Origin of the sequence: Mesorhizobium sp. IMUNJ 23033 (genome assembly GCF_044778005.1) — a bacterium.
Taxonomy (GTDB): domain Bacteria; phylum Pseudomonadota; class Alphaproteobacteria; order Rhizobiales; family Rhizobiaceae; genus Mesorhizobium; species Mesorhizobium amorphae_A.
In genome coordinates, this window is the sequence record NZ_JBJACT010000005.1 from 198,131 (window position 1) to 211,510 (window position 13,380).

At 58.7% G+C, this 13,380-nt stretch carries 14 protein-coding genes; 4 read left to right on the top strand and 10 right to left on the bottom strand.

Annotated elements, in window-relative coordinates:
- Positions 1-92: 92 nt before the first annotated feature.
- The 7 genes from ACFX5Q_RS08160 to ACFX5Q_RS08190 form a co-directional block, all read right to left on the bottom strand.
- Positions 93-1,796, bottom strand: coding sequence for an ArnT family glycosyltransferase (locus ACFX5Q_RS08160; protein WP_404276847.1), 1,704 nt, complete (start codon positions 1,794-1,796; stop codon positions 93-95).
- Between the two features lie 107 nt (positions 1,797-1,903).
- Positions 1,904-2,452, bottom strand: a complete 549-nt coding sequence (locus tag ACFX5Q_RS08165) for a class I SAM-dependent methyltransferase (RefSeq protein ID WP_404276849.1) — start codon at positions 2,450-2,452, stop codon at positions 1,904-1,906.
- A gap of 77 nt (positions 2,453-2,529) precedes the next feature.
- Positions 2,530-3,027, bottom strand: a complete 498-nt coding sequence (locus tag ACFX5Q_RS08170) for a GtrA family protein (RefSeq protein ID WP_404276851.1) — start codon at positions 3,025-3,027, stop codon at positions 2,530-2,532.
- A 19-nt stretch (positions 3,028-3,046) separates the two neighbouring features.
- Positions 3,047-4,060: a glycosyltransferase gene (locus tag ACFX5Q_RS08175; protein ID WP_404276853.1), complete on the bottom strand. Its 1,014-nt coding sequence runs from the start codon at positions 4,058-4,060 to the stop codon at positions 3,047-3,049.
- Positions 4,041-5,261, bottom strand: a complete 1,221-nt coding sequence (locus ACFX5Q_RS08180) for a glycosyltransferase family 2 protein (RefSeq protein WP_404276854.1) — start codon at positions 5,259-5,261, stop codon at positions 4,041-4,043. The genes ACFX5Q_RS08175 and ACFX5Q_RS08180 overlap by 20 nt, the downstream gene beginning before the upstream one ends.
- 349 nt (positions 5,262-5,610) lie before the next feature.
- Positions 5,611-6,753, bottom strand: coding sequence for a hypothetical protein (locus ACFX5Q_RS08185; protein WP_404276856.1), 1,143 nt, complete (start codon positions 6,751-6,753; stop codon positions 5,611-5,613).
- 695 nt (positions 6,754-7,448) lie between these two features.
- Positions 7,449-7,640, bottom strand: a complete 192-nt coding sequence (locus ACFX5Q_RS08190) for a hypothetical protein (protein ID WP_404276858.1) — start codon at positions 7,638-7,640, stop codon at positions 7,449-7,451.
- 419 nt (positions 7,641-8,059) lie between these two features.
- Between ACFX5Q_RS08190 and ACFX5Q_RS08195 the strand changes: the two genes are divergently transcribed.
- The 3 genes from ACFX5Q_RS08195 to ACFX5Q_RS08205 all read left to right on the top strand — a co-directional run bounded on the left by ACFX5Q_RS08195 (position 8,060) and on the right by ACFX5Q_RS08205 (position 10,095).
- On the top strand, positions 8,060-9,247 hold the full coding sequence (locus ACFX5Q_RS08195) for a tyrosine-type recombinase/integrase (protein WP_404276860.1): 1,188 nt from the start codon (positions 8,060-8,062) through the stop codon (positions 9,245-9,247).
- Positions 9,244-9,813 (top strand): hypothetical protein, encoded by a 570-nt coding sequence (locus ACFX5Q_RS08200; protein WP_404276862.1) that lies wholly within the window; start codon positions 9,244-9,246, stop codon positions 9,811-9,813. The genes ACFX5Q_RS08195 and ACFX5Q_RS08200 overlap by 4 nt, the downstream gene beginning before the upstream one ends.
- Before the next feature lie 75 nt (positions 9,814-9,888).
- A complete protein-coding gene (locus ACFX5Q_RS08205) occupies positions 9,889-10,095 on the top strand; it encodes a helix-turn-helix transcriptional regulator (RefSeq protein WP_404276864.1) in 207 nt (68 codons plus the stop codon).
- Between the two features lie 369 nt (positions 10,096-10,464).
- On the opposite strand, the gene ACFX5Q_RS08210 is transcribed toward ACFX5Q_RS08205, so the two are convergent.
- Positions 10,465-10,725, bottom strand: a complete 261-nt coding sequence (locus ACFX5Q_RS08210) for a hypothetical protein (protein WP_404276866.1) — start codon at positions 10,723-10,725, stop codon at positions 10,465-10,467.
- A 26-nt stretch (positions 10,726-10,751) separates the two neighbouring features.
- On the opposite strand from ACFX5Q_RS08210, the gene ACFX5Q_RS08215 reads away from it, so the two are divergent.
- The gene (locus ACFX5Q_RS08215) at positions 10,752-11,498 is read left to right on the top strand and encodes a helix-turn-helix domain-containing protein (RefSeq protein ID WP_404276868.1); all 747 of its coding nucleotides are present in this window, start codon (positions 10,752-10,754) and stop codon (positions 11,496-11,498) included.
- Between the two features lie 256 nt (positions 11,499-11,754).
- Here the strand turns inward: ACFX5Q_RS08215 and ACFX5Q_RS08220 are convergent, their stop codons facing one another.
- Together ACFX5Q_RS08220 and ACFX5Q_RS08225 are read right to left on the bottom strand one after the other, a co-directional pair.
- The gene (locus ACFX5Q_RS08220) at positions 11,755-11,955 is read right to left on the bottom strand and encodes a hypothetical protein (RefSeq protein ID WP_404276870.1); all 201 of its coding nucleotides are present in this window, start codon (positions 11,953-11,955) and stop codon (positions 11,755-11,757) included.
- 33 nt (positions 11,956-11,988) lie between these two features.
- A complete protein-coding gene (locus ACFX5Q_RS08225; RefSeq protein WP_404276872.1) occupies positions 11,989-12,651 on the bottom strand; it encodes an acyltransferase family protein in 663 nt (220 codons plus the stop codon).
- Between the last annotated feature and the right edge of the window lie 729 nt (positions 12,652-13,380).

Genomic DNA, 13,380 nt, shown 5'->3' on the forward strand with positions numbered 1-13,380 from the left:
ACCGCTGTCCAACCGGCTGAACATTATCCTTGCAGGTAATGCATTGGGCGTAGATCCCGGCGGCAACTGTTTGCCGATGACCGTAAATCGACTCAGTCGTAGATGTTGGCAAATAGATCGTTGTCACTGCCCGCCTTGAATTGTCCAGCGTACGAACCTGTCGGCAGCAGCAATGCTTCGCCTGAATCGGTTTTCAATGTCAGGGTCTTTGATCCGGTCTCAAGATGAAATGGCGGATCAAGCACGGCGCCGTCAATTTCGACCGAACCTTGCAAGGGCGTCCCGGTTGCGCCGTAGAGCGCATAGCTTCCGGCAATCGGGACGTTGAAAATCTTCTTCTCACCGGGCTGAAGGCGGCAGCCGGCGATCCTGAGATTTGGTGCGACGCTGACGTAGCTGTTCGCAACCAGAGGCGCGACCACGGGATAGATATTGTCCATCCGGTAAGACCACAGGATCATCTTCGGCGGAGACTTGCTAAAGACTTTGTAGACCTTGGAATTCCTGCCTTCCCGCAAGGTCGCGAAAACATAGTGTCTATCGAGCCACAAAGTTGTCGGCTCCTTCCGATTGGGCAGCATCCCGATACCGTCGAAATATCGCTCATCGGGTGCGAGCAACGACTCTGCACGCGCGACCAGCTCAAGTTGGGCCGCATTGTTGTCGGTGCGAAGGTAAATGATATTGCTTACGTAGCTGATGGCCATGCTCGTGATCAGCGCCACCCATGCAAGGCGCAGATAGCGCGCATGGGTTGCGATGCCGTCGAGCAGTACCAACGACCACAGTGACATGAACGGCAGAGCCATGATGAACACGTAGGGCCACGGCTGGTCGTGAGCGAAAACCAGGACTGTGATGACGACAGAGAAGATCAGCGCAATTCGCCTTCGTTCATCGAGTTTCATGATCTGCATCAGAGACAGAGCCATGCCCGAGAAACAGAAGACATAAAATATGTAGTTCCGCGCGAGCGTCTGTAGCACGAAGCGCCTCAGCCCCCCGTATTCACCGCCCCCACGCATCGCAATCTCAAGCGGGCCGAATACGAGGCTCTTGGCAATAGGAACGGGGTCGCCGCTACCGAAGATGAAGCAATAGGCAATTGCAGGAAGAGCCCATCCCAGCACGAGCCATGCTCCACGGACTATGCCTGTTGCGTAGCGTCTCTGCAAAGCTGCGTCAGCAACCAAGCCAAGCCCAAGGGCTACATTGAAGTAGACTGACTTCTGAGTAGCGAGGAAGGCCAAGCCGCTTAGGATGCCAGCGGCAAGAAGCTGCCTTGCACTCAACGCATGGGCCCGCAAGATAACCAGCAGCGCCGCCACGGCGAAGAAAACCGCCAGTGGTTCGGCGATGGTGCGAAAGACGCGCTCCATGAAATTCGAGAAGCAGAGCAGGATGAGGACGATTGCCAGTGCGCGCACGCGGTCTTCGCCAATTGCGCGAGCGCATGCATAGACGAGAGCGATAGTCACGCATGCCAGCAGCGCAGCCTGCATGCGGCCGGTAAGCAGAATCGATGGGGCATCCCAGCCGATCAGGTGGGCAATCTCGTAAAAGACCGCATAGCCGACCGCCTTGGCATGCCAGATAGTATCGAACAGGCCGTTGGAGAAATATTTGGCCCATCCGAGTTGGACGAATTCGTCCATAACGAAGCGAGTGTTCCAGGCCAGGGCGAACAGCAAAATAATCTTGAGTGCGATCAGGACACCCAAATATATCGCGGCCTGGCGCTGCTCGATACCAAGGTCGTGCTTGGTTAGTCCGTGTCCCGGTTCCTGCGTGTTCAAGATACCCCCCAAACCGTGACTCTCACTCGCAGCGCACACCCAATAGCGCAAGGAATGGTGGCATTATTCGCGGACTTCGTCGTCGCGCGGGTCAATCAGTTCAGAGACTACCAACTCAGCACTTCGCAATAATTCGGCCAGTCCGGTACCGCCGATTCTCTCTGCGCTTTCGGGAAATGCCGTCGCGCCATGGCCGCAAAGTCCGAGCGAGAAAACAGCACGACATGCTTGTCGCCGGTAATGTACCAGTCTGCAAGAAGCGACAGCATGGCGCGTATTGCTCCCGGCTCAACGTCCTTCAGGATGATCTTCCGGCAGGCCCAGCGTTCGCAGCTTTCGGCCAGCGATTTGAAGAAGGCGTCGCGCTGATCGACCGGCACATGATGGATGACGTCGCAAATCGTAACGACATCGTAAAATCCGGTTACACAGGTGAGATCAGTCGCGGGCAGAAGTTCAACCCTCGCCCGATTTGCGTTGCTTAGGAATGTACCGATTACAGGAGCTGGATCGCACATCGTAACCGCCAGGTCAGGGCGTCGATCTAGAACCCGCTCGATAAGCGCGCCGTCACCTCCGCCGATATCCAAGATCTTCGCGCCGTTCGGCAGTTCGCCATCGAGAAAATCCGCTATTATGTTGAGGTTGACGAACACACGGCGATAGGCATTGCCGACCGGCTCAAAATGGCGGCCGAGAACCCTGCGCGCGACCTGACCTGGTGCTAACATTCTTATTCCTCATTTCCCACTGATTGCTGCTTCGCCGGGCGGGAGGGTGCCGTCGGCACGGTTGCGGGCTGCAGATAGAGCCGCGGCAGGATGGCCCAGTGCGCAGCGACAAAGTTCCAGACGATTAGAGCGACGGTAGCGATCGGAGTCGCAATCGCAACACCAAGACCGAGACCGGAACAGAGAACCATCATCATGGCCAGCGAGACTGGATAGGCCGCGGCCACGCCTCCTACGAAACGCGCGAATGCCTTCAAGCGAAGAGGCTCGGCAAAGGTGAAGCGGCTATGCAGTGCGTATCCGAGGGGCGTTACTGCCAAGAATGAAATCACGGTGCCCAGCAGGTAATGCACCCCCACTTGATCGACCGCAATCATGATGGCGTTGTGCGTAATGGCGCACACCAACCCCACCAGTGTGTATCGCCACCCTCGTTCCAAAAGCGGTCTTTCACGGGCACCCGCAAGGCGCTCCTGCCCCGCCTGCTCACCGGAGGTCATAGCAGTCCTGGGCATTGGCTCAGAAAGCTCCTGTCAGTTTCGCGCGAAGTCGGCTCACGGTACGCTCACGCAACCGCGAGTCGCGCAAATAGCGCCTCATTCCGATTGGTCCGAGCGATAGCACAACACCAGTCGCGCGAACCAAAGCCTTCAAGTTGCCGCCCGACGCAGCGGCCAGCAACACATTGACGCTGATCGACGCCCGAGCGGCCGGTTCGACCCGGCGGCGACTGCTTGCCGGGAGCCGGTGCAAATGGCGCTCCAGGACAATCTGCATTTGTGACCGGAACTCGCTCGCGTCACGGGATCCGGTTACAGTCAGCGAGCTGCCGTGAACCCGAAAGGCCGTCGTGATCTCGTCGTGATAGGTCACCGGTCCAGTACTGGCGAGCTTCGCCCATATGTCCCAATCCGCCGTATACCAGAGTCTCTCATCCAAGCCCCCGCACTCCAGCCACGCGCTTCGGCGGAATACCGGCGCGGGCACCGAGACAAAATTTTGCACGAGCAGCCGTTCCAGCAGGAATTCAGCTCCGAGCACCTCGTCAGCCGGCAAGGGACAGTTCCAGCGCCCTATTCGCCGGCCGTTGCGGTCGACGATAGCGGTTGGGGCCAAATGAAGTGCGGCTTCGGGCGCGTCTGCAAGCCAGTGGCGAGCGGCCGCGACGCGTCCAGGCAGCCACAGGTCGTCGGATGGGAGTATGCAGACGTGATCGGCGGCCGCTAGCTCGACGCCCAGGTTGGTCTTCGTCTGCCACTGCCCGAGATCCCTTCGCTGAAGCAGCCGAAGGGGCAATTGGTGGACAAATCGCTCGACAATCGCAGCGGTGGCGCTCGTCGGGCTGCTGTCGATAACTATTATCTCGAGGCCGTCGGTCGGCTCAGCAGCCAGCGAGTCAAGTGTCGCGCCAATCCATGCCGCTCCTTCGTGGACCGGCATGATGACGGACAGAAATGGCTTTTCGACGACGCAGCTACCTGCTCGAGTTTCCGCTCGGAAGTCAGTCGGACGGTTAGAACGCACGCTTGTCATCCAAATTATCAAGCAGCAGCTTGAGCACGAAACCGGACAACACCATGGACATACCTGCCACGCAGGCAGTGGTGATCACAAAGGTCAGGTGCACCGACTGCTCCATTGGCCCGCCGACAAAAATCCAATGTAGCGCTAGCAACACGTCCGCGACGAAGCCAGCCACTGCGAGCACGCTACCTGAGAAGAGCAGCCATTCCAGCGGGCGACCGCGCGTCAGCCAGGGCACGATTCGACCTCCGTGGACCGGGTGGTAGATAGCGATCGCCACCTTGGCCAGCATACCGAAGAGGATGGCTGAAAGGCCGATCAGGGTCGCCATGGCGGAGAGCGCGACGAAGTGAATTCCGAAATACCACCCGCCGATGCGGACGGGCCCAGTAGCGAGGATTGCAAGGCCAGCAATGCCAATCACCAGCAAGGTCAGTCCCGGTATGAGGTACATGGTATCGGGTGCATGGGCCACGATCAGCCGCAGGTGCCGCCAACCGTCACGGAATGAGCGCAGATGAGGTGGACGGCCACGCTTGTCCGGGTAGAGTTTGATCGGCACCTCGCGGATCACCAGGCCTGCGCGATGCGCGTTGATGACCATCTCCGAGGCGAATTCCATGCCGGGCGAGCGCGCGCCTATCCTGCGGAACGCATCGCGGGTGAAACCCCGCATGCCGCAATGGAAATCGTGTATCGGAGAGTGGTGAAGCCAGCGGGCAATCGTTGAAAGCACCGGATTGCCCAGATATCGATGCAGCGGAGGCATGGCGCCAGGCTCGATACCGCCCGCAAAGCGATTGCCCATGACGAGGTCGGCACCACCCTCCAAGGCGTCGACGAAGTCGCCGAGCTTGCTCCAGTCGTAGGAATCGTCCGCATCCGCCATGATGAGGTACTTGCCTCGCGCGGATTCAGCCGCTGCACTGATCGCCGCGCCATATCCTTTGACCCGCTGGTGCACGACACGCGCGCCGAGGGACTCGGCAATTTCAACCGACCGATCGCTTGACCCATTGTCTCCGACGACCACCTCACCGCTGATGCCACGCGCGGCAAAGACATCAAGAGCCTTGCGAATGCAGATGCCGAGCGTGCGCTCTTCGTTCAGGCAAGGGATAATCGCCGAAACAACAGGAGCCCCCGCATCATCGGCGCTCAGGCTGCCCGGTTCGGCTTGGACCGTCGCGAAATCTGACCTGTTACCCATCGTGCCACCCGCTCCAGCCCGTCGTCAGCAATGCCGACAACTCAAGGCATGCAACCCGCGCATTTCTGCTGCCCACGCGCGATATATAGCTAGAATAAGTTAGCTAGTAATCAACAGATACGCGCTGTCGAGCGAGTTGGGTGTTATCTCGTCTTCTTGGCGGGAGGAATTTCCGCTCTCGTCGTAATGGTCGGCATCTCTGGATATGCCAGCCAGTTGCTGGCCACCCCGAGGCCATGCCTATACGCTTGACCGGCAGTTCCGAGCCGTCTTCTGGCGCCTTCGGACGATCTTGAATTTCCGGTTGGCGCGATGGGATTCGAACCCTTGCGGGCTGCCGCCGAACAGCCTAGCGGAACAGATACTTCGACACCTCCGGGTTGCCGCGGCGCCACATCACGTTGTCCAGGAAGTAGTGGTGCACGTTGATGAATATCAGCACGATGAAGAAGAAGAGCGATGAACCGAGCACCTGCTTGTCGTACGGGATCAAGGCAGTCAGCACGAACGGGATCAGCCAGAAACCGAGATATCCAAGTGCGGCACCACCGACGATAAATCCCAAGACCCGCAGCCTGTAGAGCGGGCCAAGAAAGGCCAGGAGCTTCAGCGGCGGATGTCCGACGGCGCCGGGATCGTCGCGCTCGACATTGGTCTGATAACGCCAAACCACCGCCAAGTACTGGAGCGAGTGGAGCGCGGGCACCACAAGCAGCCAGAGCGGGTTTATCCTCGCAATCAGAATCCAAAGGTAAAGCGATGCGACGTAGGCCACGACGCCGTTATACGGCAGGTTGCCGCCGTTTTTTCGCCAGCGATTGACCAGCATCAGACCCGTGGCCGCCGTGGAAGCAGTTGCCGTCAGCAGGACAATGTTGGTGATCCACGACGGGGCCGCAAATGTGTAATATTCCAGGCCATAATATTTGCCCTGGGTGACTGCCGTATTTGTCTGAAGCCATGCCAGGATCCACACGGCATAGCTGTTGACCAGCAGCACCTTCTTGTCTCGATCGTCGAAGAATTTGCGCTTCAGGACGGCATCCACCATCAGCATGCCGTAGCCTTGCTTGACGTAGTGCCAGCCGACGAAAAAGAACATCGCATTGGTTGCATATCCCAAGAGGCGGGCGTTCGCCGCTGCCGCGCCATACGCAAAGAACGCGCCCATGATGACGGGAACGACGATGCCGGCGAAAATGTAGCGAAGCTGAAGGCCCCTGTCGTATCCGTCCCCGCTCACCTTGCGCCCAAAATTGCGGTAGAAAAGCTGGTATGAGTGGGCGAAGTGGGGATAGTTTATCAGGTAGGCCACAAAGACCATCGTTGCGGCCACAGCGCCTTCGTACTCGAGCGGCACCAAAAACAGAAACGGCAGAATCAGAAATGCGCTGCCACCGAGCATGAGGAAGTCGGCAACCGGGCCGAAGAGATACTTTTGAGGTGCCGCCGCTCTGGGAGCTACAGTTTCCGCCGAAAGGTGAAGTGCCATGTTCGAGCCTCCCTTGGGAAGGCTGAGTTTAGCCATCGACCTGTGTGGCGACAAGGATGGTGCTGCCAAGTGTTCCCGACTGGGCGACCTAATCGATCAGAGGCAAAGCAGATTGCAGGTTAGCCCGTCCCACGGGGTCGAGGCCGACAACCACTCCGTGGCGCCGCAACGCGCGGTGGCGATGTCCCTCGCTGGCTTTACGCGGTCCGAAGCCGTTCGATTGAACCTGCGCCTGACGTTGTAATCAAACGCGCAGCGGCGAATGCAGCCAGGATTATAAAAACCGCTGTGACGTTAAGGAAGATCGTCGACGCAAGAACAGTTCCGCTTTGGTCAAAGCAACTTGCGAATTCCATGGTTCTTTACCCCTTCAAACCCACTAACCCCGATCCAGTGGCCCCACACCGCCTGACTCAGCATGATCCTGATTCAATGGAAATACAAGTGATTGCTAATGTAGAGAAGGAGCCTGCAGCCGTGCCGCGTGTGCCAGAAAGCACTCCAAGTCTGCCTGCGAAATCTGCTTTGGGTCTTTATGCCTGGCGACCTCCGTTTGAGAAAATCACCCGGGGGCTTCAGGTGCCCGGACCGGTAATGTCGTCAAAGACATCGTGAACCTGCGCAGCCAGCATGTCCCGCCTTGCAGGCCGAAGCCGTGCAGCCGCTGCGGGGCCTCCGGTGACTGGGCTTAACCGCTATTCGGTCTCGGGCGGCACTTCTTTCTTGATCGTCTGAGTATCCGCGGTTGCTGTGTCGGCGGGCGCGACGCTCGCAGTCTTCATCTGTGTGTCGACCGATGCCTGTACCTTCGAATGCCCGGGGCACTCTGCGGATGCAGCGGATATGGAGAGGCCAAGTGCGGCGGCTATTGCCAGCAACGTTTTCATCGTCTTTCCCCTTTCGTGCTGACGTAGCGTAACCTGTCTGGCGCTGAGGACATAATCACTTTTGCCCTCGCGTGCCCTCGCGCGCTTGCACGCACGCGAGGGAAGATCTGTAATTGCGATAGCGCTGATCGGGGACGCCGGTCCCATGTGCCCTCACAGTACCCGCTTCGGCGGGTTTTGCGATTTTGTAAACTAGGCGCCTGCAAAATCATTGATTGTTTTGGTGAGCGCGATGGGATTCGAACCCATGACCTACTGATTAAAAGTCAGGGCCTCATCGATAAATCAGACGCAACGCCGCTAAATTCCGCTTGTCGTAACACCCTGTTTTAGCATACAGATTAGTCGATGTTAGCCGCATGTTAGCCCCTGTCACTGCACCGACCTGTTAGCCCACCGTTAGCCGAAGGGTAAATCTGATGCGCAGAAAGACACTTTCAGATGCAGGCGTCGCCGACCTAAAAGCTAGGGCCGCGCGATACACTTTTTCCGATCCTGAATTGCGCGGCCACTACGTCCGCGTCATGCCGTCTGGTGCCAAATCTTTCGTTGCCGTTTCGCGAGACCCAACCGGCAAGCAGGTGTGGGCCACGATCGGCGCCGCCGACATGATGGGCATAGAAAAGGCCAGGGATGGGGCCAGGGAGGCAATCAAGCGTATCCGGGACGGACTTCCCCCGATCGAGCAGAAGACCGCTGCAGACACATTCCGGACGGTCGCTGAAAACTATCTCAAGCGCCATGTCGCGGCGAAGGGATTGCTCTCCGAGAAAGAGATCAAGCGCTGCCTCGACGTCTACGTTTTCCCGAAATGGGAGAAGCGGGAATTCACCGCCATTCGCCGTGGCGATGTCGCTACGCTGCTCGACGAGGTCGAGGACGGCAACGGCGCCCGGCAGGCTGATCTGGTGCTCGCGATCGTCCGAGGCATCTGCAACTGGTACGCTGCCCGCAACGAGGACTATCTGTCGCCTATCGTCCGAGGAATGCGGCGGGCGGCGCCAGTCAAGCGCGAGCGAGTGCTCACCGATGACGAGATCCGCGCCATCTGGCAGCAGGCCGGCAAGGCCGGCACCTTTGGCGATTTCCTCCGCCTAGCTCTCTCGACCGCGCAACGCCGCGAGAAGGTGATGACGATCCGCTGGGACGACATTTCGGTAGACGGCGTCTGGCAGGTCCCTAGCGACGACCGCCAGAAAGGCACCGGCGGCGAGTTGAAGCTTCCGGCTCTGGCGCTGGACGTGATCAAGGGCCGCAACAGAGTCGGAGAAAACCCTCACGTCTTCACTGGCCGCACCAAGGAAGGCTATTTCAACGGCATGTCCAAGGCGAAGGTCGCCTTCGACGAGAAGGTGAAGATCGACCACTGGACCATCCACGACTTGCGGCGCACTGCCCGCTCGCTGATGGCCCGTGCTGGCGTCGCCAGTGACACGGCCGAGCGCGTCATGGGTCACGCCATTGACGGCGTTGAAGGCGTTTACAACCGCCACCGCTATGGGGACGAGAAGGCAGACGCCCTCGCCCGTCTCGGCGCCCTGCTCAAGTCGATCATCAGCCCGCCCGCAAAGAACGTCGTTCCGCTCAAGCGGAGGGCGCGGAAATGACCAAGAGCGCCGACATTGCCGAAGCTGTCGAATTTGCCAAAGAACGGATCATCTCCGCCCGCGATATGCCTATTGAAATCTTGCCCGGCCTCTCGCCGGTGCGATTTCTCTCGAAGGACGATGGCAGGCGCATGGCGCAGGAGTTGATGACCAACCTTGCCAGAAACAACCCTGAGCTTTTGGCCGATTATACCTACTACGCAAGCCAGGGCTGGAAAATCGCCGATGGCGCTATGCGCACGCTGATCGCAGAAATTACACTAAGCGGGAAGCCTCTCCCTAGGCCGTTGTCAGAGTACCAGAACTTGCTCGACGTCGCTCCGCCTCGCAAATTGCAAGGCAAGTCGAGAGCCGACTACATGCTCCGGGATATTGTCATCGCGATCACCGTGCAGGAGGTTCATGAGCGCTTTGGTTTGGCTCCAACGAATAGTTCTCTCAACAAGAACAACTCGGCCTGCCGTGTCGTCTCACAAGCGCTTGGCGTTGCCGGAGTCAACATGGAGTATAAAGCTGTTGAAGCCGTTTGGAACCGCATCGGGCCGATGCTTTTCGGATCGTCCTAAAATTTAAATATCAGGACCACCTGCGCTAAAAGCCTGTGTAATTGGGTTCTCGCAACTTAACGCGAGGTAACTCCAATGACCCAGAAAATCCTCCGCTTTGCCGACCTAAAGACGCGCGGCATCGTATGCAACTGGCCGCAGCTCCGCCGGCTCGTCGACAAGAACGACTTCCCTCCTGGCCGTATGCTGGGCCAAAATTCGCGCTTCTGGACCGAGTCCGAAATCGAAAGTTGGCTCGCATCCCGCCCTCTCGCTGGTCAGCGCGAAGAGGAGGCCGCATAAATGGCCGCCGCCCTCCCCTACGCCGTCTCCGGCGCCGCTGTCCTGTTCTTGGCTTTTGCCATCGCCGGATGGTTGCCATGAGCGCCGACACCGCGCTTCCCGTAGGCGGCACTACGGGCCTTTGCCACGAAAGCACGTCGGCCATCGACGAGGCCGCACGGTTCCTCGCGATCACGCCACCTTGCCATCGGCCGCGACCGCTGGTGCCAGGACTTCGGGAGATGTTTGGCCTTAGTGCCTTGGAAACGTGCCAGGCAATTCGCCAATCGCATGAGATCAAGGGGGCAGCCAATGCGACCCCCTGAAACGGCAAAACCGGCCGCGTCGGAGAAAACGCGGGCCGGCTTCGAAAACTCTAGCTTGGCAGCATCAGAGACTTTCGAATCTACCAAAGCCTCCCCGGAACGGCAAGCGAAAGACAACTCCCGGCAAGCTCGTTGGCGTGAGCGGAATCCATTGGCGCGTTGGGCTCACATTGCCGCTGCATCGGCCATCCGGCGCGGACTGCTCGTGCGTCTGCCGTGTGAAATCTGCGGTGAAGAGAAGGCGGATTTCCATCACGATCCCGAGCACTATGACCAGCCTTTGCGCGGCCGGTTCCTTTGCCGTCGCCATCATGTGGCCGAACACCGCCGGCTCCGAAATGGCGGTGTCTAATGGCCGAGCCGAAACCGATCTATGCGCCGACTCCGGCGCGCGCCATCGGCGACAAAAACCTGACCAGCGAGGAGCTACGGATCCTCATGGCCCTGGCTGTTCATGATCGCCTGAATGGCAATGGCATGGGTTGTTACGCGTCCCATGCCAGACTGGCGGCACTCGTCGGCTGCCACGAAAAAAGCCTGTCGCGGTCGCTGAGCGCTCTTGCCGGCCGCGGCTATATTTCGGCGAGCCGGCATCCTCTCAACGCCAGGCTGCGCGTCTACAGGGTCATCTATACCGAGTTCGACGCCGCCTACCTCAAGTCCATAGGTAGCAAGCCCGCTACCAATGCAGGTCCATTCCAGCAGGTTGGCGGCGTCGGGATAGGTAACAAGCTTGTTGCCGAAATGGCGTTGATAGGTAACAAGCCAAATCCAGAAACCAAACAAAATCAATATGATGACTCTGTAAATATATTAGGTGAAACCATAATATATCCTGCTGAAGCAGGAAATATATCCCGAGAATCGGCGCCATTCGGCGCGCAAGGGGCTCAGGAAGGAGCGCCTGGGAAGAGCGTCGGCGCCATTCTCGCCATGATCGAGCGCGCCATGAAGGAGCCAGGAAGGACGAGCTTCCCCGACTGGTGGCAAGCATGGTTGGAGGACATCGTTGCCGGCAGTCTCGAATACGGCAGCCCTGACTATGGCCGAGCCTTCCGGTTGGCGGAGGAATTGGGGGCGCGCCTCGATGCCGCATAAAGGCCAGAAAGGTTTCCTCCCAGAAATTTCAACAGAAATGGACAAAGAGCGTTGCTCTAGTGAGGCGGTGGGAGCCGGTCCCCGAAAGCGCGTTTGCCTCAGCGAACTTGACCAGCGCCTGCTCGACTTTCCTCGCCGCAAGGTCCGTTCGCTCGATGTGGTGGATCACTTGGTGCCTAAGCATCGCAAGCCTGGCAGCGCGACGCATTTCGCCGTTTCGCTTGGTTTGGAGGTCCAAAGCCGCGAGCATCATGGGTCAATTCGTCCTGGGAGGATCGATCTTCACCAAGCGGTCTGGGACTCCGACCAGACGCCGCGCGGTTCGTATCCTGCTGGCCAGCGCGATATTCTCGGCCACCATTTCTTCTGTGCGTTCAATCGCAAGCTCGGTCCGGTTGATGCGCTGCTCGGCATTATCGGCCGCCATCCCGTGACCGTGGGGTTCCATGGTGTCCATGCCGTGGGGTTCCATGCTGTTCGCCATGATTTGCTAACTCATGGGAGAGCGGATCGTTCCCGGGTCGGTCACCATGGATGCCGGGTTGCCGCCCAATGGTGCGTCCCCATAGCGGCGGAACATCCAGATGCCGACGAGGTAGCAGGTCAATTCGCGCGGGATCAGCGACAGGATCGAAGTGACCCCTGGACCCCAGAGAGAAACGCCAGTGGCAAAGCAGGCGGCAAAAAGTAGGCCGCACGCGCCGATCAATGCCAGCAGTCGCGCGTTCGACATTCTGGCGAAGATCGCGCCGTGCAGGGAGTTGCAGATGATCTCTACGAACAGCGACCACGCGGGGACGTTCAGCAGGAACGCTGAGGGGCCGATCGCCGGAAGAAACGACAGAATCAGGACGTAGGCGGCAACCAATTGAACAGTCGGTCCATAGATGGCGACCGCCAGGCCAAATCCAATGGTCGATCCTACGGCCAACGGCAGGAACAGCCGACGATACCGCAATTTGATAAAGGCAAGCGTTGCTAGCCCGTTGCGCAGTCGATCTTCGTACGTCCGTGCCATCACGAAGCCAGACAGGATGAAAAACACATCGACCGCTATAAAAGGGTTCAGCGGTAGTGGGGGCGGAAGATGGTAGATGCTGGCCAGGTGGTGAACGGCGACGGCCAGCGCCGCAATCCCGCGCAGAGCGTCCAATCCGTAGAGCCGTCCCCCCATCCCGCCATATTGCTGAACCCAGACAGAAATACAACCTGTCCGCGAGACTAGCAATCAACCACCAGGACTGGCTCGCATGGAAATCAGGCGGGCTGAAGGTTCCAGACAGCGTGTTTGCGCATCCTCAGCACCAGCAGGCGTGTAGCTGCGAACGGTGTCATGACAAGGAACGCCATTGTGACGCTGATCATGAACGACAACACACAGAATGCGCTGGGGACGTAACAAACGGCTTCCATAACCTAACCCCTTCCTCTTCGAGTTCCCGACAAGCGGCCTTGCATGATGATCTCGCTTCAGGCGAAATACAAGAAACTGCTAATTCACGACCACGCGAGTGCACGCTGATGAGTTTCTTGCGCCCCAGACCCAAGCCGTATCCGAACAGCGCGCTATGGTGAGGACGGCCGGCGCCTTTAGGGAGCGGCCATTCAAAACGCGCGCTGGCTGGCTTCACACCGCACCGGCTATTTATGAGCAATAGCTAATGTGATATGTGCGTGTGGGGTTCTGCCATGAAACATGCGCAAAGGCATATTGTATTGGTGGGGGTCGTCTTGGCTGGCAATGCAGACGCCCACGATTGGTACAGCGGCAAAACTGACCCTGTTCTGCATTCAAGGTGTTGCGGCCACAAAGATTGCCATCCCGTCGATACTGAGGATGTCAGACCAGCCGAGGGGGGCGGATACTTCGTCAAGCAACCCC